This window comes from Kosakonia sp. S57 (assembly GCF_016516575.1).
Lineage (GTDB): Bacteria > Pseudomonadota > Gammaproteobacteria > Enterobacterales > Enterobacteriaceae > Kosakonia > Kosakonia cowanii.
In genome coordinates, this window is sequence record NZ_JACVUL010000012.1 from 1 (window position 1) to 21,997 (window position 21,997).

At 58.7% G+C, this 21,997-nt stretch carries 17 protein-coding genes; 6 read left to right on the plus strand and 11 right to left on the minus strand.

The features are described from left to right. Positions 1-164: 164 nt before the first annotated feature. Complete coding sequence (gene maeB, locus IAE48_RS13110) at positions 165-2,444, minus strand: NADP-dependent oxaloacetate-decarboxylating malate dehydrogenase (protein WP_200134663.1); 2,280 nt, start codon at positions 2,442-2,444, stop codon at positions 165-167. Positions 2,445-2,730: 286 nt separating this feature from the next. Here maeB and tal point away from each other — a divergent pair, with 286 nt between their 5' ends. Together tal and tkt are read left to right on the plus strand one after the other, a co-directional pair. Further along, positions 2,731-3,681: a transaldolase gene (gene tal, locus IAE48_RS13115; protein WP_023481168.1), complete on the plus strand. Its 951-nt coding sequence runs from the start codon at positions 2,731-2,733 to the stop codon at positions 3,679-3,681. Positions 3,682-3,702: 21 nt separating this feature from the next. After that, positions 3,703-5,697, plus strand: coding sequence for a transketolase (gene tkt / locus IAE48_RS13120; protein WP_200134664.1), 1,995 nt, complete (start codon positions 3,703-3,705; stop codon positions 5,695-5,697). A gap of 37 nt (positions 5,698-5,734) precedes the next feature. Here tkt and IAE48_RS13125 read toward each other — a convergent pair whose 3' ends face one another. From IAE48_RS13125 to aegA, 4 genes are all read right to left on the minus strand, one after another. Next, the gene (locus IAE48_RS13125) at positions 5,735-6,667 is read right to left on the minus strand and encodes a hypothetical protein (RefSeq protein WP_200134665.1); all 933 of its coding nucleotides are present in this window, start codon (positions 6,665-6,667) and stop codon (positions 5,735-5,737) included. Positions 6,668-6,732: 65 nt separating this feature from the next. After that, complete coding sequence (locus tag IAE48_RS13130; RefSeq protein ID WP_124967638.1) at positions 6,733-7,776, minus strand: DUF1176 domain-containing protein; 1,044 nt, start codon at positions 7,774-7,776, stop codon at positions 6,733-6,735. Positions 7,777-7,899: 123 nt separating this feature from the next. Next, the gene (gene nudK / locus IAE48_RS13135; protein WP_200134666.1) at positions 7,900-8,475 is read right to left on the minus strand and encodes a GDP-mannose pyrophosphatase NudK; all 576 of its coding nucleotides are present in this window, start codon (positions 8,473-8,475) and stop codon (positions 7,900-7,902) included. 68 nt (positions 8,476-8,543) lie between these two features. Then, positions 8,544-10,508 carry a formate-dependent uric acid utilization protein AegA gene (gene aegA, locus IAE48_RS13140; RefSeq protein WP_200134667.1) on the minus strand — a complete coding sequence of 655 codons (1,965 nt, stop codon included), beginning with the start codon at positions 10,506-10,508 and terminating at the stop codon, positions 8,544-8,546. Between the two features lie 441 nt (positions 10,509-10,949). Between aegA and acrD the strand changes: the two genes are divergently transcribed. Continuing rightward, positions 10,950-14,063, plus strand: coding sequence for a multidrug efflux RND transporter permease AcrD (gene acrD / locus IAE48_RS13145; protein ID WP_200134668.1), 3,114 nt, complete (start codon positions 10,950-10,952; stop codon positions 14,061-14,063). A gap of 92 nt (positions 14,064-14,155) precedes the next feature. On the opposite strand, the gene ypfM is transcribed toward acrD, so the two are convergent. Next, a complete protein-coding gene (gene ypfM / locus IAE48_RS13150) occupies positions 14,156-14,215 on the minus strand; it encodes a protein YpfM (protein WP_124971302.1) in 60 nt (19 codons plus the stop codon). A 384-nt stretch (positions 14,216-14,599) separates the two neighbouring features. Between ypfM and IAE48_RS13155 the strand changes: the two genes are divergently transcribed. Genes IAE48_RS13155 through IAE48_RS13165 form a run of 3 tightly spaced genes read left to right on the plus strand, consistent with a single transcriptional unit; the run spans position 14,600 to position 16,304 of the window. After that, complete coding sequence (locus tag IAE48_RS13155; RefSeq protein WP_200134669.1) at positions 14,600-14,956, plus strand: ArsC family reductase; 357 nt, start codon at positions 14,600-14,602, stop codon at positions 14,954-14,956. A 3-nt stretch (positions 14,957-14,959) separates the two neighbouring features. Further along, the gene (gene dapE, locus IAE48_RS13160) at positions 14,960-16,087 is read left to right on the plus strand and encodes a succinyl-diaminopimelate desuccinylase (RefSeq protein ID WP_200134670.1); all 1,128 of its coding nucleotides are present in this window, start codon (positions 14,960-14,962) and stop codon (positions 16,085-16,087) included. 16 nt (positions 16,088-16,103) lie between these two features. Continuing rightward, entirely contained in the window at positions 16,104-16,304 is a 201-nt protein-coding gene (locus tag IAE48_RS13165; RefSeq protein ID WP_023481257.1) for a YpfN family protein, read from the plus strand. Positions 16,305-16,333: 29 nt separating this feature from the next. On the opposite strand, the gene ypfH is transcribed toward IAE48_RS13165, so the two are convergent. The 5 genes from ypfH to bamC form a co-directional block, all read right to left on the minus strand. Beyond that, entirely contained in the window at positions 16,334-17,032 is a 699-nt protein-coding gene (ypfH, locus tag IAE48_RS13170; RefSeq protein WP_094421489.1) for an esterase, read from the minus strand. Positions 17,033-17,109: 77 nt separating this feature from the next. Next, positions 17,110-19,119, minus strand: a complete 2,010-nt coding sequence (locus IAE48_RS13175; protein WP_200134671.1) for a tRNA(Met) cytidine acetyltransferase TmcA — start codon at positions 19,117-19,119, stop codon at positions 17,110-17,112. A gap of 9 nt (positions 19,120-19,128) precedes the next feature. Then, entirely contained in the window at positions 19,129-19,995 is an 867-nt protein-coding gene (locus tag IAE48_RS13180) for a neutral zinc metallopeptidase (RefSeq protein WP_042717307.1), read from the minus strand. A 135-nt stretch (positions 19,996-20,130) separates the two neighbouring features. Continuing rightward, on the minus strand, positions 20,131-20,844 hold the full coding sequence (gene purC, locus IAE48_RS13185; RefSeq protein WP_054803517.1) for a phosphoribosylaminoimidazolesuccinocarboxamide synthase: 714 nt from the start codon (positions 20,842-20,844) through the stop codon (positions 20,131-20,133). Between the two features lie 107 nt (positions 20,845-20,951). Then, positions 20,952-21,986, minus strand: coding sequence for an outer membrane protein assembly factor BamC (gene bamC, locus IAE48_RS13190; protein ID WP_076768801.1), 1,035 nt, complete (start codon positions 21,984-21,986; stop codon positions 20,952-20,954). Positions 21,987-21,997 lie beyond the last annotated feature (11 nt).

Genomic DNA, 21,997 nt, shown 5'->3' on the forward strand with positions numbered 1-21,997 from the left:
CAAGGGGAGCGCGGCCGCTCCCCTTGTCCCGTTCACCGCACCGGTGATAAACAAATCCCGCCGCACGCATGGTGAACGGAACCCTTCCCCCCATCCAACATGTAAGCCCCATTGCCGGATGGCGCTAACGCTTATGCGGCCTACGAACCTGATCCTGCTGAAGGTTATAACGGCGCGGTCTGCGCCTCGACCACCGCTAACGCCACCATATTGACGATCCGCCGCACGGAGGCGATCGGCGTCAACACATGCACCGGCTTCGCCACCCCCATCAACACCGGCCCAACGGTCACCCCTTCGGCGCTGGAAACCCGCAGCAGGTTGTAACTGATTCGCGCGGCTTCTACGTTCGGCATAATCAGGATATTCGCCGTTCCCTTCAGCGGGCTGTCGGGCATTCTGTCCTGACGAATCGACTCATCCAGCGCCGCATCGCCATGCATCTCCCCGTCTATCATCAACTCCGGTGCCCGCTCGCGCACCAGCGCTAAGGTCTCACGCATCTTCACCGCCGCTGGCGCATTGGATGAGCCGTACTGGGAGTGCGAAAGCAGCGCCACGCGCGGTTCAATACCGAAACGACGCACCGTCTCCGCCGCCAGCAGGGTGATCTCTGCCAGTTGATCGGCGCTCGGATCTTCATTCACGTAGGTGTCGGCGATAAAGGTGTTGCCGCTTGGCAGCAGCAGCGCATTCATCGCGCCTGCGGCATGCACGCTGTCGCGATAACCAAAGATGTCGCGCACCACGCTGAAGTGCTCATGGTATTCACCAATGGTGCCGCAGATCATCGCATCCGCTTCACCGCGATGCACCATGATGGCACCAATCACCGTGGTGTTAGCAATCACCGCGCGCTGCGCCTGCTCCTGCGTTACGCCCCGGCGCTTCATAATGTTGAAGTACTCCGTCCAGTACTCTTTAAAGCGCGGATCGGACTCGTTATTCACAATCTCAAAATCCGCCCCGGCGCGGATTTGCAGCCCCAACTTCTGAATGCGCATCTCAATTACGCTCGGGCGACCAATCAGGATCGGCTTCGCCAGCCCCAGCGTCACCAGCTCCTGGGTGGCATGCAGCACGCGCGGCTCCTCCCCTTCCGTCAGCACCACGCGCTTCGGCGCGCTGCGGGCCTGGGAGAAGATCGGCTTCATAAACAGGTTCGTTTTATAGACAAACTCGGCGAGCTTATCGACATAGGCGTCGAAATCGCTAATCGGGCGCGTCGCCACGCCGGACTCCATCGCCGCTTTTGCCACCGCTGGCGCGATTTTGACAATCAAACGCGGGTCGAAAGGTTTCGGGATCAGATAATCAGGCCCAAAGCTGAGATCCTGATCGCCATAGGCCGAGGCCACCACTTCGCTCTGCTCAGCGTGTGCCAGCTCGGCAATGGCATGCACCGCCGCCAGCTTCATCTCTTCGTTGATCGCCGTTGCGCCAACATCCAGCGCGCCACGGAAGATGAAGGGGAAGCAGAGCACGTTGTTGACCTGGTTGGGGTAGTCCGAGCGGCCGGTGCAGATGATCGCATCCGGGCGCACCGATTTTGCCAGATCCGGCAGGATCTCCGGCTCCGGATTGGCCAGCGCAAGGATCAGCGGCTGGCGCGCCATCTCTTTCACCATCTCCGGGGTCAGCACTTTTGGCCCCGAGCAGCCGAGGAAGATATCCGCGCCCGCCACCACTTCTGCCAGCGTACGTTTGCCGTTGTCCTCCACCGCATAGGCGGCTTTGGTCTCTGCCATGTTTGGCTCGCGGTCTTTGTAGATCACCCCTTTCGAGTCACAGACCACAATATTGTGTTTCTGCATACCCAGCGCCACCAGCAGGTTCATACAGGCGATAGCCGCTGCGCCCGCGCCGGAAACCACCATGCGCACGTCAGAGAGGTTCTTTTCCACTACCCGCAGGCCGTTGAGAATAGCGGCAGTGCTGATGATCGCCGTGCCGTGCTGGTCGTCGTGGAACACCGGAATGTTCATGCGCTCGCGCAGTTTCGCCTCAATGTAGAAGCACTCCGGCGCTTTAATATCTTCCAGGTTAATGCCGCCGAAGGTCGGCTCCAGCGCAGCGACCACATCGATCAGTTTGTCGGGATCCTGCTCGTCAACTTCGATATCGAACACATCAATACCGGCGAATTTCTTAAACAGAACGCCTTTGCCCTCCATCACCGGCTTACCGGCGAGCGCGCCGATATTGCCAAGGCCGAGCACGGCGGTGCCGTTGGAGATAACGGCCACCAGATTGCCGCGCGCGGTGTATTTGTAGGCTGCCAGCGGGTCTTTCTCAATTTCCAGACAGGGAGCGGCAACACCGGGCGAGTACGCCAGCGCCAGGTCGCGCTGCGTCGCCAGCGGTTTGATAGGGGAAACCTGAATCTTACCCGGGCGGGGAAACTCGTGAAAATCGAGGGCACTCTGTTTTAATTGGTCGTCCATTAGATGTTCCTTTCACGTTGCTTTCAGCGTCAAGAGTGTTAACGCGTGATGACACTCCAATGCACCGACCAGTATGGCCTTTGTCAGCGGCGTAAACTTTGAAGGTCGCCATACTCTGACCATCGCATCAACAAAACCGTTACGTATATCTCCCATCTTTGTTACCTACCGCAAAACCCCGTAAAGGGCTGCGTCTGCTATGCTTTTTTGTTATGCAGCTCTCATCCTGACAACAGCGCGATGCGACGCGCGTAAATAACACACTGCTTTTTAAGGAGTTATCTTCATGAATTATTTAGACGGCCTGAAACAGTTCACCACCGTAGTGGCGGACAGCGGCGACATCGAATCCATTCGCCATTACCAGCCGGAAGATGCCACCACCAACCCCTCTCTACTGCTGAAGGCCGCAGGGCTGGGGCACTTTTCCCATCTGGTCGACGACGCGCTGGAGTATGGCAAAGCGCGCGGCAAAACCCAGGAGCAGCAGGTCGCGGAAGCGAGCGACAAACTGGCGGTCAATATCGGTGCGGAAATTCTGAAAAGCATTCCGGGCCGCGTCTCCACCGAAGTCGATGCGCGTCTCTCCTACGACAAAGAGAAGAGCATTGCTAAAGCACGCCGTATCGTTGAGCTCTACCAGGAGCAGGGAATCGATAAGTCACGCATTCTGATCAAACTCGCCTCCACCTGGGAAGGTATCCGCGCGGCGGAAGAGCTGCAAAAAGAGGGTATCGACTGCAACCTGACGCTGCTCTTCTCCTTTGCGCAGGCGCGCGCCTGTGCCGAAGCGGGCGTCTATCTGATTTCGCCGTTCGTTGGGCGCATCTACGACTGGTACAACGACCGCAAACCGATGGATCCCTACGTGGTAGATGAAGATCCGGGCGTGAAATCGGTACGCAATATCTATGACTACTACAAACAGCACCGCTACGAGACCATCGTGATGGGCGCCAGCTTCCGCCGCGTCGAGCAGATACTCGCCCTCGCCGGCTGCGACCGTCTCACCATCTCGCCTGCCCTGCTGCAAGAGTTGCAGGAGCATGAAGGCACCGTCGAGCGCAAACTGGTGCCGTCGTCCCAGACCTTCTCGCGCCAGGCGAAGATGACCGAAGCGGAGTTCCGCTGGGAACATAACCTCGACCCGATGGCGGTTGAGAAACTCTCTGACGGCATCCGCCAGTTCGCCGTCGACCAGCGCAAACTCGAAGATCTGCTTGCTGCCAAACTTTAACCTTTTGCCACGGAGTGAACTATGTCCCGTAAAGAGCTTGCTAACGCCATTCGCGCCCTAAGTATGGACGCGGTGCAAAAAGCCAATTCCGGCCACCCCGGTGCGCCAATGGGGATGGCGGATATCGCGGAAGTGTTGTGGAACGACTTTCTGCAACACAACCCGGCCGACCCGACCTGGTACAACCGCGACCGCTTTATTCTCTCCAACGGTCACGCCTCGATGCTGCTCTACAGCCTGCTGCACCTCAGCGGCTATGACCTGCCGATCGAAGAGCTGAAGAACTTCCGTCAGTTGCACTCTAAAACGCCGGGCCACCCGGAAATTGGCTATACGCCGGGCGTCGAAACCACCACCGGCCCGCTGGGCCAGGGGCTGGCGAACGCCGTCGGTCTGGCGATTGCCGAGCGCACGCTGGCGGCGCAGTTTAACCGTCCGGGCCACGACATTGTCGATCACTATACCTATGTCTTTATGGGCGACGGCTGTCTGATGGAGGGGATCTCCCACGAAGTCTGCTCGCTGGCGGGCACGCTGGGGCTGGGTAAACTGATTGGCTTCTACGATCACAACGGCATCTCCATTGATGGCGAAACCGAAGGCTGGTTTACCGATGACACCGCCAAACGCTTTGAAGCCTACAACTGGCATGTGATCAGCGAAGTGGATGGTCACTCTGCGGAAGCAGTGAAAAAGGCCATTGAAGAAGCGCAGCAGGTGAAAGATAAGCCGACGCTGATTATTTGCCGCACGGTGATTGGTTTTGGCTCGCCGAACAAAGCGGGCAAAGAGGAGTCCCACGGTGCGGCGCTTGGCGATGAAGAGGTGGCGCTGACCCGCAAACAGCTGGGCTGGAACTACGGCCCGTTCGAGATCCCGCAAGAGATCTATCAGGCGTGGGACGCCCACGATCGCGGTGCGAAAGCCCAGCAGTCGTGGAATGAGAAACTGGCAGCATGGGAGAAAGCGTACCCGGATCTGGCGGCCGAGTTCAAACGCCGCATGAGCGGTGGACTGCCGGAGAATTGGGAGCAAATCACCTCCGAGTACATCAATAACCTGCAGGCCAACCCGGCGAAAATCGCCAGCCGTAAGGCGTCGCAAAACACCCTGAACAGCTATGGCCCGGTGCTGCCGGAACTGCTTGGCGGCTCGGCGGATCTGGCACCTAGCAACCTCACCATCTGGTCAGGCTCCACCTCGATTAAAGAGGACGCGGCCGGGAACTATATTCACTACGGTGTGCGTGAGTTCGGTATGACGGCGATTGCTAACGGCATCGCTCACCACGGTGGTTTCGTGCCCTACACTGCCACCTTCCTGATGTTCGTTGAGTATGCCCGTAACGCGGCGCGTATGGCGGCGCTGATGAAAGCGCGGCAGATCATGGTCTATACCCATGACTCTATCGGTCTTGGCGAAGATGGCCCAACCCACCAGGCGGTTGAGCAGATTGCCAGCCTGCGTCTGACGCCAAACTTCAGCACCTGGCGCCCCTGTGACCAGGTGGAAGCGGCAGTCGGCTGGAAACTGGCGATTGAGCGCCACAACGGCCCGACAGCGCTGATCCTCTCGCGTCAGAACCTGGCGCAGATGGAGCGAACCCCGGAGCAGGTCAAGGCGATCAGCAAAGGCGGTTATATCCTGAAAGATAGCGACGGCAAGCCGGATCTGATCCTGATTGCTACCGGCTCTGAAATGGAGATCACCATGAAGGCCGCTGAGCAACTGAGCAGCGAAGGCGTGAAGGTGCGTGTGGTATCGCTGCCTTCCACGGATATCTTTGATGCTCAGGATGAAGCATGGCGCGAATCAGTGCTGCCATCGGATGTCAGCGCGCGCGTGGCGGTGGAAGCCGGGATTGCCGATTACTGGTACAAGTATGTTGGCCTGAAGGGCGCGATTGTCGGCATGACCGGCTATGGCGAGTCCGCTCCGGCGGAGAAACTCTTCCCTTACTTCGGCTTTACCGTTGAGAACATCGTGGCGAAAGCCAAAGCGGTTCTTAAGAAGTAATCTTCAGGCGCGCCCGCTTCGGCAGGCGCGCTTTCTCTTATTTCACTACCTGCAACGCTTCGCTCTCTTGCGGCGTGACAATCTCTTCCTGCTTCTCATCCCACAGCGCTTTTTTCACCAGCACAAAGCCCGGATGCTGCGGATCGCGCTTCACCAGCGCGGCAGCGTCGTCATCTTCCTGCACATTGCTGTTATAGGGGAAGGAGGGCACAGATTTAACCCACTCTCCCTGCTGGATATCGTAGACGTAGACCACGCTCCACGCGCTGGTCCACCACTGCGGGAAGATCACCACCCGATCGCGACCGCTGTCGTCAAGGCCGGAGAGCGTCTCCACGGTGGCGCCAATACACTGCGGCAGCGTGGCAGGTTTTATCGCCGGGTTGCTGCTCCACAGCGAGCAGTCGCAGTCGCCCTCTTCTGTACAGCTGCCGCCGGAGTGCGGATCGCGGGCGCTGACCCACACAGTCTCTTTGTTGATACCGTCAAATTTGCCCCTGGTCAGCGCGCCCTGCACCGCCGACTCTTTCTGATTCAGCCGCGTGAGCAGATCCGTTTCACCGCTGATGCGCCAGCCTGCTGGCTGATGGAGGAAGGTTAACTGCGCGGGGTAATTTTTACGCTTGTCCGCTTCCAGCCCGGCCTGTTTGACAAAGTCGACCTCGACATCGCCCGCGCTGTTTTCGTTGATATCAAGCGTGGAGATAATGCTCTGGCTAAAGTGCGGCGCGCGGTCAGCAAACGCCTGCTGTTTGTGCAGCACCGCGTCGCGGGAGAGGTTTTCGCCAAACCAGCGCACCTGGTCGGCATAGAGATCGCCCGCGTCGGCCTTGCCGTTAAGGTGGCTGTTCCAGCGCTCAACCTGCGCGGCGATGGCCTTATTGTCGGCGGCGGTAAGTTCAGCTCTGGCAGGCAGAGCGGCGATAAAAGCCAGGCTTAAGGCAAGCCATGGCGTAAACAGAGGTTTCATTATTCCCTTCCCGATTGCGGTGTGCGGGCGGATTATAATGAGCGCGGGGCGGTTTCGTCACTCGCTTATCGCGTGACCCACAAAGTTGGCCATGAATCGGGGCCGTGCCAGCTGTCGCAGGTTGGCTCCTGGGCGTAACGCACGAGGCGGAAATTCTGCCCGTCGAAACGCCAGCGGCTGGCAACGCCGCAGTCTGCGAGGCCTCGCCCTTTCGCCAGCGTCGTCAGCTCGCGGCTCTTCTCATCAAACGAAGCATTCATTAGCTCCATCTCGCTGTTGCCATTATCCGGGGAGAACGGCAGGCGCAGGCGCACCAGGCGGGAGATAAAGGGTTTTTGTCGCGAGACAAGCCAGGCGAGATCGACCACGTTGTAAGCGCCCGCTTCGCAATCAATCATCAGCAGCGCTTTGTCGTTGGTCAGGGCGTAGACCCGTACCTGGCGGCGCGCCGGGTCGAGGGAGCACTGGGTATTGCTCATTCGCCAGTTGCCGTAATCAAGCAGATCGTTGAGTTGCTGGTGGGTTAAGGGCGCGGGTGCCACATTGGGGTGAACAACCTCTTTTAAGGCGGGCGCGGGCGGCACGCTCAGCGGCGGGCTGCCCCCTTTTTTGATCCACGCGGTTTTACTGCCGACGCGTTTTTGCTGCGCGTCAATAAACAGCAGCGCGGCTTTCAGCCCGGCGAGCGAAATTCGGCCCTGGCCGCTTTGCAGGGTGATGGCCTGCCCATCCTGGATGGTCTCCAGCAGCGCGGCAACGGTTTGCGGGTTGCTGGTCATCAGATGCCACGGCGCGATCTTCCACTCCGTATTGATCATTTTCAGCGGTTGCCCATCAAGCAGCAGACGCCCGGCAATCGGCGGCGCTTTGCCCGCCGGAATACCGATGCCGCCAAGATCGATGCGCAGTGCAGCATCGGCGCGTGCCCCGGCGCTGCGCTCAAGGCTCATCACCAGCCCGGCGTGTTCGCCGGTATTGCGCGCTACGCAAAAATTCTGGTTATTACAGGTTACTTGCCAGTCGGAGAAGGTTTTCTGTGCGGGCGCGGCCCATAGAGCGGGTGCGGTGCAAAGACCGAAAAGGAGAGTGAGTACGCTGCGATAACGCATGAATGGTGCAACCCCGGAAGAATAGACGCAAAACTGGCGTATCTTTACTCCCGCGGTTGACCGGCTCAATCGGATTTATCGGATAGCTTCATGCGAAAGTTGGTAGGGGGTAGCAAAAGTGCGTCACGCCATCAGACCGGAAGTTTGCAGATACTGCAACAAAATGACCGCTTTACCGTCGCGGATCTCACCGCTTGCCACCATCGCCAGCGCCTGTTCAAAGGGCAGTTCCAGCACTTCGATATCTTCATCTTCCACGCCGCCGCCGTTGTTAGTGCGCTGCGCATCGCTATATTCGGCGACAAAAAAGTGCACGATTTCGGTTACGCCGCCTGGCGACATATAGAGTTCGAACACTTTACGCACCTCACCCACCTGATAGCCGGTCTCTTCAACCGCCTCTTTGCGAATGCACACTTCCGGCTCGTCGTCGTCCAGCAGACCGGCGCAGGCTTCGATCAGCATGCCGCTCTCGTTGCCATTCACCCAGCTGGCGATGCGGAACTGGCGGATAAGCACCACGCTCTGTTTTTCACGGTTATAGAGCAGAATGGTCGCGCCATTACCACGATCATACACTTCGCGTTTATGGCGGATGACCTCGCCGTTCTGGCGCGTCAAATCGTAGGTGATATTGCGCAGGACAAAGTAGTTTTCGGAGAGGATTTTATCTTTAATCACATTGATTTTTAGCGACATAGCAGGCTCCAGAAGAGAAACAGAATGGCGCTATAGTACGCGTCCGGGCCTGCTTTGTCGCCGTGCGGTTACTGTTTCTCCGGCGGGTTAATCCCGAGCCACGCCATCATCCCCTGCGCGGCATGACGCCCCTCCGCCATTGCCGTAACCACCAGATCGGCACCGCGCACCGCATCGCCACCGGCAAAAATCTGCGGGTGAGTGGTCTGATAGCGGTAAGGGGTGTTGACGCTTGCGGCGATGCGCCCCCACTCATCCACCTGCACCCCAAGGCGCGACAACCAGGGCATCGAATGGGGGTTGAAACCAAAGGCCATAATTACCGCATCGGCGGGCATAATAAACTCGCTGCCCGCGATCGCCACCGGGCGACGGCGGCCTTTCGCATCCGGCTCGCCGAGCTGCGTGCGCTGCAAGCGTATGCCGCTCACTTTGCCCAAATCATCCACTTCAATGTTGAGCGGCTGGACGTTGAACTCGAAGTTCGCCCCTTCGTCGCGGGCATTTTTTACCTCTTTTTTCGAGCCGGGCATATTGGCTTCATCCCGGCGATAGGCGCAGGTGACCTGTGCCGCGCCGTGACGCAGCGCGGTGCGCACGCAGTCCATCGCCGTATCGCCGCCGCCCAGCACCACCACGTTCAGCCCGGCGGTGTCGACAAACGGCTCATCCGCCGTGGTCTTAAGCCCCATCAGCTGTTTGGTGTTGGCAATCAGAAACGGTAACGCATCGTAGACGCCGGGCGCATCCTCATTAGGCAGGTTGGCTTTCATCGAGCGGTAAGTGCCGACGCCGACGAACACCGCGTCAAACTCTTCCAGTAGCTGCTCCATGGGGCGATCTTTGCCGATTTCGCAATTAAGCTCGAAACGGATGCCCATCGCGCTGAAGATTTCGCGCCGCCGCATCAGCAGGGATTTGTCGAGCTTAAAGGCCGGAATGCCGAAAGTGAGCAGGCCGCCGATTTCCGGGTGGCGATCGAAGACGGTGGCACTGACGCCGTGACGGGCCAGCACGTCGGCGCACGCCAGCCCCGCAGGCCCTGCGCCAATAATCGCCACGCGTTTATCAACGGGCTTTACTTGCCTCAGGTCGGGCCGCCAGCCCTGCGCCAGCGCCTGATCGGAGATGTAGCGCTCAATATTACCGATGGTGACCGCGCCGGAAGTATCGCGCAGGGTACACGACCCTTCGCAGAGGCGATCCTGCGGGCAGACGCGGCCAGTGATCTCCGGCAGGCAGTTGGTCTGGTGCGACAGCTCCACCGCCGCGGCGATATCGCCCGCTTTTACGCGCTCAATCCACTGGGGAATATGGTTGTGCAGCGGGCAGCGCCATTCGCAGATACTGTGCTCGCCGCAGGTTAAGCAGCGCCGCGCCTCTTGCTGCGCCTGCGCGGGTCGAAACGGCAGGTAGATCTCATCAAAGCCGCTTTTCCGCGCCGCGATCGCCAGCTTATCCGGCTCGCCGCGCGCGGCGGTACTGCGCAACTGGCGCATTTTGCTGTCGTTCTGCGCCGGAACATTGTGCCACGGCAGCGCCTGCTGGCTGGCGGTGCGCAATCGCCGCGCTTTCGCCATATTTGCCAGCGCTTCAGCGTTAACTAAGGTGAGCGCATCCGCCGGGCAGTTCTCCACGCAGGCCGGGCCTGCTGCGCGCTGCGCGCAGAGATCGCATTTATGAGCGGTGGCTTTTACCTGCCCTTTTACCGAGGTGACCAGCACCTGCATCGTGCCGAACGGGCAGGCGACAACGCAGGATTTGCAGCCGATGCATCTCTGCTGATTCACCTGCACGGTGTCATCGACGCGGGTGATGGCACCGTTTGGGCAGTTGCGCGCGCAGGGAGCCGCTTCACAGTGGTGGCAGGTCACCGCGCTGTTCTGCTGGGGGTGTTTGACGACGGTAATACGTGGGTAGAACGCATCAGGGGTAAGGGGATGTTGCTCGTCGTTGTGCGACATAACGCAGGCCACTTCGCAGGCATGACATCCAATACAGTGTTGGCTATTCGCCATAATAAAACGGTTCATGGCACCCTTCTTGATTGGCTGGATAAACCTTATCTTTTATATGACTACTCTATTTACCGGGGTGCCTGCGGGCAGGCAATGTCCATTTGCCCAGAAAGGTTATCTATTTGTCACGAACATGTAGCAGATCAATTTATCTCTGCTTTTCAGAAAAGTAGTAGCCCTGCGCATTTGCGCCGGATGGTCTACAGTCCCTGTAACCGTTTCTCCGCCGACGGGGTTGGTGGCGAAAGCTGGATGAAGGTAAAGAATTGACGCTGAGAGCGGGTCCGCGCAGAAGAAAATTTGGCTTAAATGCCGATCTGCCTCGTGATGCCTCAATCGGGCATGATAATTTACACTTTCTCCTTTATTTCTCCACGATTGGTGTCGCTATTACCGCTACATTGAGGCGGTTATTCTCACCCTAATCATGCGCAGCAATATGAGGTCCTGTTTCTGATGGCGAACTTTTTTATCGATCGCCCCATTTTCGCGTGGGTGCTGGCGATCCTGATCTGTCTGACCGGGGCGCTCGCCATTAGCTCACTGCCCGTTGAGCAATACCCCGATTTAGCGCCGCCAAATGTGCGCATCACCGCCAACTACCCCGGTGCGTCGGCGCAGACGCTGGAAAACACCGTCACGCAGGTGATTGAGCAGAATATGACCGGGCTCGATAACCTGATGTATATGTCCTCGCAAAGCAGCGCCACGGGCCAGGCGTCGATCACCCTGAACTTCCGTGCCGGTACCGATCCCGATGAAGCGGTGCAGCAGGTGCAAAACCAGTTGCAGTCCGCGATGCGCAAGCTGCCGCAGACCGTGCAGAACCAGGGGGTGACGGTGCGCAAAACCGGCGATACCAACATCCTCACCATCGCGTTTGTCTCCACCGACGGGTCGATGGATAAGCAGGATATTGCCGACTATGTGGCGAGTAACATTCAGGACCCGTTAAGCCGCGTCAACGGCGTCGGCGATATCGACGCCTACGGCTCGCAGTACGCCATGCGCATCTGGCTCGACCCGTCGAAGCTCACCAGTTATCAACTCACCACCGGCGATGTGACCCGCGCTATCGCCTCACAGAATGCGCAGATTGCCGTTGGTCAACTGGGTGGTACGCCCTCCGTTGACCGCCAGGCGCTGAATGCCACCATTAATGCGCAGTCGCTGTTACAAACACCGGAGCAGTTCCGCGCTATCACCTTGCGCGTCAATCCTGACGGGTCAGAAGTGCGTCTCGGCGACGTGGCAACCGTTGAACTGGGCGCAGAGAAGTATGACTATCTCAGCCGTTATAACGGCAAAGCCGCCTCCGGGCTTGGCGTGAAGCTGGCCTCCGGGGCGAATGAGATGGAGACGGCAGAGCTGGCACTCCAGCGGCTTGATGAGCTGTCGCACTACTTCCCTCACGGCCTTGAGTACAAAGTGGCCTATGAAACCGCCTCGTTTGTTAAAGCCTCAATCATCGATGTGGTGAAGACGCTGCTCGAAGCGATTGTGCTGGTGTTTGTAGTGATGTACCTCTTTTTGCAGAACTTCCGCGCCACGCTGATCCCGACTATCGCCGTGCCGGTGGTGCTGCTGGGCACCTTTGGCGTGCTCTACTCCTTTGGCTACAGCATCAACACCCTGACGATGTTTGCGATGGTGCTCGCCATCGGCCTGCTGGTGGATGATGCGATTGTGGTGGTGGAGAACGTCGAGCGCATTATGAGCGAAGAGGGTCTTTCGCCGCGCGAGGCGACGCGCAAGTCGATGGGGCAGATTCAGGGTGCGCTGGTCGGCATTGCGATGGTGCTCTCCGCCGTGTTTGTACCGATGGCCTTCTTCGGCGGCACCACCGGGGCCATCTATCGCCAGTTCTCCATCACCATTGTTTCTGCGATGGTGCTCTCGGTGCTGGTGGCGATGATCCTGACACCTGCCCTCTGCGCCACGCTGCTTAAGCCGTTGCATAAAGGCGAGCAGCACGGGCAGAAAGGCTTCTTCGGTGCCTTTAACCGCGTCTTCAACCGTAATGCCGACCGCTATCAAAATGCGGTGGGTAAAATCCTGCACCACGCTCTGCGCTGGATCCTGCTCTATCTGCTGCTGATTGGCGTGATGGTGCTGCTGTTTATGCGCCTGCCGACCTCGTTTCTGCCGCTGGAGGATCGCGGCATGTTTACCACCTCCATTCAGTTGCCGAGCGGTTCAACGCAGCAGCAGACGCTGAAGGTGGTGCAGAAGGTCGAAAAGTACTTCTTCACTCATGAAAAAGAGAATGTGCAGTCGGTGTTCGCCACCGTCGGCTCCGGCCCCGGCGGCAACGGGCAAAACGTTGCCCGGCTGTTTATTCGCCTGAAGGACTGGGAGTCGCGCGATACCACGGACGGCAGCGCTTTTGCCATTATCGAGCGCGCCACCAAAGCCTTTAGCCGCATTAAAGAGGCGCGCGTCTTTGCCGGTAGCCCGCCGGCGATCAGCGGCATGGGCAGTTCCGCCGGGTTTGATATGGAGTTGCAGGATCACGCCGGTGCCGGTCACGACGCATTGATGGCAGCGCGCGACCAGCTGATCCAGCTAGCTTCGCAGGATCCAGCTCTGACCCGCGTTCGCCACAACGGCCTGGATGACAGCGCGCAGTTGCAGATTGATATCGACCAGCGCAAAGCGCAGGCGCTGGGCGTCTCGATTGATGATATCAACGACACGCTGAAGACCGCCTGGGGCTCCAGCTACGTTAACGACTTTATGGATCGCGGCCGCGTGAAGAAGGTCTATGTGCAGTCGGCGGCGAAATTCCGCATGCTGCCGGATGACATTAATCTCTGGTATGTCCGCAATAGCAGCGGCGGAATGGTGCCCTTCTCCGCCTTTGCAACCTCGCACTGGCAAACCGGCTCGCCGCGTCTTGAGCGCTACAACGGTTATGCGGCGGTAGAGATCGTTGGCGAAGCCGCACCGGGCGTCAGTACCGGTACGGCGATGGATGTGATGGAAAAATTAGTGCGTCAGCTGCCGACCGGCTTTGGTCTTGAGTGGACGGCGATGTCCTATCAGGAGCGGCTCTCCGGCGCGCAGGCGCCTGCGCTTTACGCCGTCTCGTTGCTGGTGGTCTTCCTCTGTCTGGCCGCGCTGTATGAGAGCTGGTCGGTGCCCTTCTCGGTGATGCTGGTGGTGCCGCTGGGCGTGATTGGCGCGCTGGTAGCAACCTGGATGCGCGGGCTGGAGAATGACGTCTACTTCCAGGTGGGGCTGCTGACGGTGATTGGCCTCTCGGCGAAGAACGCGATTCTGATCGTTGAGTTCGCCAACGAGATGAATGCCCGCGGCGAAGATCTGCTCGCCTCGACGCTGCACGCCTGTCGCCAGCGTCTGCGGCCCATCCTGATGACCTCGCTGGCATTTGTGTTTGGCGTGCTGCCGATGGCGACCAGCACCGGTGCTGGCTCAAGCAGCCAGCACGCGGTCGGCACCGGGGTGATGGGCGGGATGATTTCCGCCACGGTGCTGGCGATCTTCTTTGTCCCGCTCTTCTTTGTGCTGGTGCGCCGCCGCTTCCCGCTGAAGGCGAAACCGCGCTAATCGCGGGCAACAAAAAAGGCGACTGGATTCAGGTCGCCTTTTTTACGTGGATATTATTATTAAGCCGTCACTGCTCAATCATTCGTCTGAAATTATTTACGAAGCATGCCTTCGATAAAATCTTTCCAGTTCCCCATTTCGTGTTCAATCATAACTACCTCTCTTATTATTACGGCCATTCTACTCAATGCCCGGATGCGCTGTGAAGCTATTTAAACCAATCGAATCAATCGCTCTTTACCGGGCATTTCTCTTTGGCTTGGGCTTACTATGCGCCGCTCTGCGGCCTCATACTGTGATTAACGGCAATATTTCCCAAAAACTTGAGGGCTAAATGAAATGGCGATCACATTGTCAGATAAATCTTTAGTTTTGTTATTAGGCGATGAGCTAGCACCGTTCAAAAGTTAATTAACTAAAATTACTCAACTCACCGTTAAGTGAATTATTATTACCACGCGAATGATATTCGAATTAGATTCCGTTATTCTAATTTTCTGTTCGAATAAGGCAAAAAAGAGACAAAAGGATTCAACATGATCACCATGTACGGCATCAAAAATTGCGACACCATCAAGAAAGCCCGCCGCTGGCTGGAGGCTGAGCAGGTGGAGTACCGCTTTCATGATTACCGCGTCGACGGGATTGATGCAGATCTACTGCGCCCCGCAGTCGCAGAGCTTGGCTGGGAAGCGCTGCTGAATACGCGCGGAACCACCTGGCGCAAGCTGGATGAAGCGCAGCGCGCGGCAGTCGTTGACGCCGAAACGGCGATTACCTTAATGGTTGAAATGCCAGCAATTATCAAACGCCCATTGCTCTGCGCGCCCGGTAAGCCTATGCTGCTGGGTTTCAATGAATCCAGTTATGGGAAGTTTATTCACGAGGTGTAGTTTATGTCATGCCCGGTTATTGAGCTGACGCAGCAGCTTATTCGTCGCCCTTCTCTGAGTCCCGATGATGCGGGATGCCAGGCGCTGATGATTGAACGCCTGCGCGCTATCGGTTTCACCGTTGAGCCGATGGATTTTGGCGACACGCAGAACTTCTGGGCATGGCGCGGCCAGGGAGAGACGCTGGCGTTTGCCGGTCATACGGACGTTGTTCCGGCGGGCGATGTCGATCGCTGGATCAATCCGCCTTTCGAACCCACCATTCGCGACGGCCTGCTGTTTGGCCGCGGCGCGGCGGATATGAAAGGCTCGCTGGCAGCGATGGTGGTTGCCGCCGAGCGTTTCGTGGCGCAGCACCCGCAGCATAAAGGCCGCCTCGCCTTTCTTATTACCTCTGATGAAGAGGCCAGCGCCACCAACGGCACGGTGAAAGTGGTTGAAGCGCTGATGGCGCGCAACGAACGTCTCGATTACTGCCTGGTGGGCGAGCCGTCGAGCACCGAAGTGGTGGGCGACGTGGTGAAAAATGGCCGTCGCGGCTCAATGACCTGTAACCTGACCATTCACGGCGTGCAGGGACACGTAGCCTATCCGCATCTGGCGGACAACCCGGTTCACCGCGCGGTACCGATGTTAACCGAACTGGTGGGCATCGAGTGGGATCGCGGCAATGACTACTTCCCGCCGACCAGTATGCAGATCGCCAACGTTCAGGCCGGCACCGGCAGCAATAACGTCATTCCCGGCGAGCTGTTTGTGCAGTTTAACTTCCGCTTCAGTACCGAACTGACGGACGAGATGATCAAAGCGAAGGTGCAGGCGCTGCTTGAGAAGCATCAGCTGCGCTACTCCGTGGAGTGGTGGGTTTCAGGCCAGCCGTTCCTCACCGGACGCGGCAAGCTGGTGGATGCGGTGGTTAACGCCATTGAGCACTATAATGAGATTAAACCGCAGTTGCTGACCACCGGCGGCACTTCCGATGGCCGTTTTATCGCGCGGATGGGCGCACAGGTTGTCGAGCTTGGGCCGGTGAACGCAACGATTCACAAAATTAACGAATGCGTAAACGCCGCAGATCTGCAACTGCTGGCGCGGATGTACCAGCGCATTATGGAACAACTCATCGCCTGACGGGCTGGAGGTTCGCATGGATTGGCTGTCAAAATATTGGTGGATTCTGGTGCTGGTTTTTTTAGTCGGCGTCTTGATAAACGTGATCAAAGATCTTAGCCGCGTCGATCATAAAAAGTTTCTCGCCAACAAGCCGGATCTGCCGCCGCATCGTGATTTCAACGATAAGTGGGATGACGAGGATGACTGGCCGAATAAGGACCAGCCGAAGAAGTAACCTTTCACCCCCGTTTGGGGGTGAATCTTTTATAGCAGCTCAATGATGTCATCATCGTTCGGCTTGCCGCCGCTTAACGCCTCATCAAAGTAGTGCTTCGGCACGGTGTACTGCAAATGATGCAGCGCCAGCGCCATGCTGCGATCGTCAATCGCGTGCCCCAAATCCTCAACGATATCGAGCGTGATATCGCCGCCTAACGCCGCAACCGCCTCTTCCGCTTTCACCGCCCAGGCCAGATCGATCACCGGATCGTCGCCGCCGTGGATCAGGTGAATGGTATTGGTGGTGGCAACCCGTTGCGGCAGGCTGGCGTAACGACCGTTAAAGGCAATGACGCGCGAGGCGAGATCCGGCTGCGCTTTGATCCCCTCCAGCGCCATAATCGCCCCCTGCGAAAAGCCAATCAGCGCCGTGGCAAGCGGGCTGATACCGCTCTGCTGCTGCCAGTAGCGGACCACCTCAATAAACTGCGGCATCACCGCATCGACGCGCTGCTGGCGGTTCTCTTCACTGATATTGCCGACGGAGAACCACTGGCGACCGGGAGCAGCACCGCTCGCTTCAACGCCGCCAATGCTGACAATCAGCGCGTCGGGAAAGGCTGGCGCAAACCAGCGGCCAATCTCGCCCATTGAAACCGGGTTATCGCCGACGCCGTGGAACAGCAACAGCAGTTGCTTAGCAGGGCTTGTCGGGCGTTGCACAACAAAATGGGCATCTTTCATCAGGATCTCCTTAACGTGTCAGGTGCAGTCTACGCCGGACGAAAAGAGTGACAATGCCATTTAACTGATGGAGATCGTTAAAAAAACTGTCTGGCCTGCACCTGCTTTTTCAGGGTGTCTGTACGCACTTCATCACTTGCCCGTAGCGCCAGACCGGCTTCGGTGCGCTGCTGCGCCAGTAGCGCTTTGCGCCCCGGTAAGCCTAAACGCGCGCAGAGCTGCGCCTCGCGCTCAGAGTGGACAAGCTGGCCACGCAGCGCCGGGAGCGGTAAACCGCTTGCGGCAAGCAGGCGTGAAAGTGCGCCAGTGGCGGCCGAGAGCGGGCGATGGGCAAAAGCAAACCCGGCCAGCTCCAGCCAGTCCTCATCATTAAGGGTAGACCCCAGGGCCGGTGGCAGGTCTAACTTTTCCCCCTGCCAGTGAGAAAGCCACGGGAGATCGCGCGCCAGACGCTGCTGCTCATGCTCCGCCAGCGCCTGCCCGGCCTCGCTTAACGGCAACAGCGCCATGGCGGTAAAGCAGCCGCTGCTCGCCTCTCGCTGGCTGCCAAGGCGCACCAGCATAAAGCCGCAGCGCTGCCAGAAGTGCCACAACGCCTGGGTAAAGCCAAAGCTGACCGACAGATAGTCGCAGTTGCTGTCACGCGCCTGCGCCACCAGCGCGCGACCAATGCCTTCCCGCTGGCAGTGAGGATGCACGGCAATGCGGCTGATGCGCCGCCCGCGCAGCGTCGCGGCCAGCGGGCTGCCGCCGTGCGCAGCGAGTGATTGCGCCACCAGGTTGCCGCGCGGGCGGCGAAAACCGGCCCATATCGCCTGGCTTAATTCAGGCGATAAACCGCCCTCCTCCACCAGCCAGAGCGCGCCGACGATATTCTGCGCTTTTTTCGCCAGCCAGAAGTGCTGGCCTGGCGCATCCATCATGCGCCGCAGATCGAGCGGCGAGGTGCGATAGTGGGCGCTCGCCAGCAGGCGATAAAGTGCCGCAGGCTGTGCGGGATCGCGCTGCCAGGCGCTGGCGGGCAGCGGCGCCACCGTGAGCGGGCCGGTGGGTTTATCCGTCGTAACATCGTCATCAAGCAGCAGCAGGTCGGCCACCGCGCGCTCAAGGGGGCAACCCGCTGCCCAGCGCAGAGGCGTGGTTAACGCACGGTGGCGCAAGTACGGGAAACCGGCACAAAACTTGAGTAAAAAGCCCTGTCCGGTGCCTTCGTACCCCTGCACGGTGGTGGTTAACAGCACATGGCTAAAGGCGGCGGTCAGGGTATGCAGCAGCGGGCCAGGGATCGCCGCGGCTTCATCGACAATCAGCCAGCCGGGCTGGCTTCCCTGCTGTTTTATCCGCCCGGCCAGTGCATCAGGGGCGATAAAATCAAACTTTTCGCCCGCGTAGTGCGCAAGCACATCGGTGGCGGCGCGCGTCGGCGCAGTCACTACAGCGGGTGAAGTTAAGGTTGCGATATGCATTCCGGCGAGCGCGGACTTACCGCGTCCGCGCGGCGCGGTTACCACCATCACGCCAGGCGGCATCTCAGCCAGTTCGGCCAGGATCGCCGCCTGCTCGCGCTGCGGCGCACCGCTGGCGGGATGCCAGCCAGCGCGGGGTGGAAAATCAGGAATGGGTTGCTCGTCCCCTTCACGCCAGAGCAGCGTCTGCCCGTCGTGAAAAAGGGTGCGGCTGAAGTGGTCAACAAAAACCGGCGTGGGGATGGGATCGGCGGTGTCGCTCCAGCGGCGGCTGTCAGCGTCCGACTGCTGCGCCCAGCGATCGAGCGGCGGAACCAGCAGCAGCAGCCAGCTTCCCGCTTTGAGCGTGCCGCTGAGGGCGGCAAAAGCGGCAACATCAAAGCCGTCGCGCGCATCAAACACCGCATGGCTAAACTCGCGCCCGAGCAAAGTGGTGAGCGCGCGCGGCGAGCAGTGCGGCGGCTCGTCGCCCTCTTCACCCACCCACAGCCAGTCACCGGGGAGCGCATCGCGCAGTTTTTCTGCCCGATCGGCACACCACGCCGCGCTGCCGGAGAGCACCAGCAGGCGGCGGATCCCTTCCCGCGCCATCTGCGCGCTCAGTGTAACCAGCGATTGCATAGTGAGGGCTTACAGACGCCCGCTAAAGGTGTCGCACTGCGCCGGATCGCCGCTATCCATGCCGCGTTTGAACCAGCTGTAGCGTTGCGCCGAGGTGCCGTGCGTAAAGCTGTCCGGGATCACGCGACCCTGGCTGCGCTGCTGCAAACGGTCATCGCCAATTGCCTGCGCCGCGTTCAGCGCCTCTGCGAGATCGCCCTCTTCCAGCACGCCCTGCTGCTGCATGCTGTGGCCCCAGACACCGGCATAACAGTCGGCCTGCAACTCCATGCGAACTGAGAGTGCATTGACCTCTTTCTCGCTGGCGTTCTGCTGCAACTGGCGCACTTTCGCCTCGGTGCCGAGCAGTTTTTGCACGTGGTGACCCACTTCATGGGCGATGACGTAGCCCTGAGCGAAATCGCCACCCGCGCCGAGTTTGTTTTTCATCTCATCGTAGAAGGAGAGATCGATATAGACCTTGCTGTCTGCCGGGCAGTAGAACGGCCCCATGATTGACTGACCCATGCCGCAGCCGGTATTGAACTGATTACGGTAGAGCACCAGCTTTGGCTGCTGGTATTGACGCCCCATTTTCTGGAACAGCTGCCCCCAGGTATCTTCGGTTGAGGCGAAAATCACGCTGGAGAAGCGCGCGGCCTCATCCTCTTTCGGATTAACCGCCGCCTGCTGTGACGACGGCGCGCTGACGGGTTGCCCGGTCAACATGCCGGTTAAATCCACGCCGTAATAACTTGCTACTACCACAATCACCAGCAGGACTAACCCGCCTTTGCCCCGCGGCAGGCGGAACCCCCCGCCGCCCATTGAGGGGCCGCCCGACTGGCTCCGTCGGTCTTCTACGTTGTCACTCTCTCGTCGCCCTTGCCAGCGCATACTGCCTCCCTATGCCAATAATGGACTCTGTGTATATATGATCGTAGGCGGTTAGGGAAGGATTACCACTGGGAAAAAGACGTAAAAAAACCAGAGGATGCAGGCACCCTCTGGCTGAGACGTTAATTTAGGGGATCAGTCCAGTTTCACGCCCAGGCGGTGCGCGACGGCTTCATAGGCTTCGATCAGCCCGCCGAGGCTCTGGCGGAAGCGGTCTTTGTCCATTTTATCCAGCGTCTCTTTGTCCCACAGGCGGCTGCCGTCCGGGGAGAACTCATCGCCCAGCACCACTTCGCCGTTGAACAGGCCAAACTCCAGTTTGAAGTCGACGAGGATCAGGCCTGCGTCATCAAACAGCTTTTTCAGCACGTCGTTGGCTTTGTAAGAGAGCTCCTTCATGCGCGCCAGGTTCTCTTTATTCACCCAGTTGAAGGTTTCGCAGTAGGATTCGTTGACCATCGGATCGTGCATGGCGTCGTTTTTCAAAAACAGGTCAAACAGCGGCGGATTAAGCTCAATGCCTTCTTCAATGCCCAGACGTTTCACCAGCGAACCCGCGGCGCGGTTGCGGATCACGCACTCGACCGGCACCATATCCAGCTTTTTCACCAGACATTCGGTATCCGAGAGCAGTGCTTCCATCTGGGTCGGGATGCCAGCTTCGGCAAGTTTGGTCATAATGAAGTGGTTAAACTTGTTGTTCACCATCCCTTTACGATCAAACTGTTCAATGCGCGCGCCATCCCCTGCTGACGTATCGTTACGGAATTCGAGCACCAACAGATCCGGGTTTTCGGTACTGTAGACGGTTTTCGCTTTGCCGCGATACAACTCAGCTTGCTTTTGCATTTTATTACTCCAGGTGTGATTACAAGGCTAATTGCACTATCTTACGCCGACGCACACGTTTGCGTCACGCTGATAAAAAAAGGCCGGAGGTATTCCGGCCCTGGATCTTACTGGTTAAACGCGGCCTGGAAGGCAGCGACTAACGCGTCGTTCTGAGATTGCGTCAGGGTATGCCCCTTCGGATCGATAAACTGGAGGCTGCTGCGGTTATCAAGGTCGCCGACCTGCAGTTTATAGTCGCCGGAGCTTAGACCCGGATCGCGCGCGCCGAGTGCCTGCCAGCCGCTGTCGGAGAGCGGTTTGTAGGTCACGGCCATGCTACCGGTAGAACGGGTGCTGTCGGTCACTTTCATGCCCACTTTTTCCAGCACGTTCGGCAGGCGCTGCCAGACGATATTGAACGGACCGCGCACCACCAGCATCGGCAGACCGGTATCATCCGCGCCGCTCTGCACATCGAGCGTAGTCACGCTGCGCTTCTCAGCGGCGTTCTGCGCATCGGTGGCGGTTTTATCGAGGCCAGCGGAGATAACGTTCAGCATTTCGGTGCTGTAGCGCTGCAGCGATGCGGTATCAGCAACCGGTTTACCCGCCTGCTCCAGGTTCACCAGCTTGACGACAACCGCCTGCTGATAGCCCTGCGGTTTCACCGCGATTTGATAGCGACCGCGATACTGTTGATCTTCATCCTGACGGTTCCACTCAACCCAATCGGTAGTCAGGGTCTGTGCGGCATCGTCGCGTTTGGCGATGGTGAAGTTTTTCGCCTGAATCAGGCTAACAACCTGCGGCCATAAGGTATTGCCGCGACCATTTTCTACCATCAGCGTGGCGGTATCGCCGTTGAACTGGGTACGCGCACCGGTCACCAGCGCCAGCGGCTGTGCCGGCGGGCGAATGTCCAGCGCTTTACCAACGGCACCGCTGCCGCTGGCGGAAGGGACATTGTAGTCCCCAGTCTGCACCGGCAGGATCAGCCCGGCTGGCGCATGAAGCTCAGCAAGCGGCGTAGCATCCAGATAGGATTCATCTCCGCTGACCTGACGCTTGTAACGTGAATCGGAATTGCAGGCGGCGAGCAACATCACAAGTGAAACACTCGCTACCTTCGCCAGGCGCGACTTCTGTACTGAGTAAGCCATCAAATCTCCCT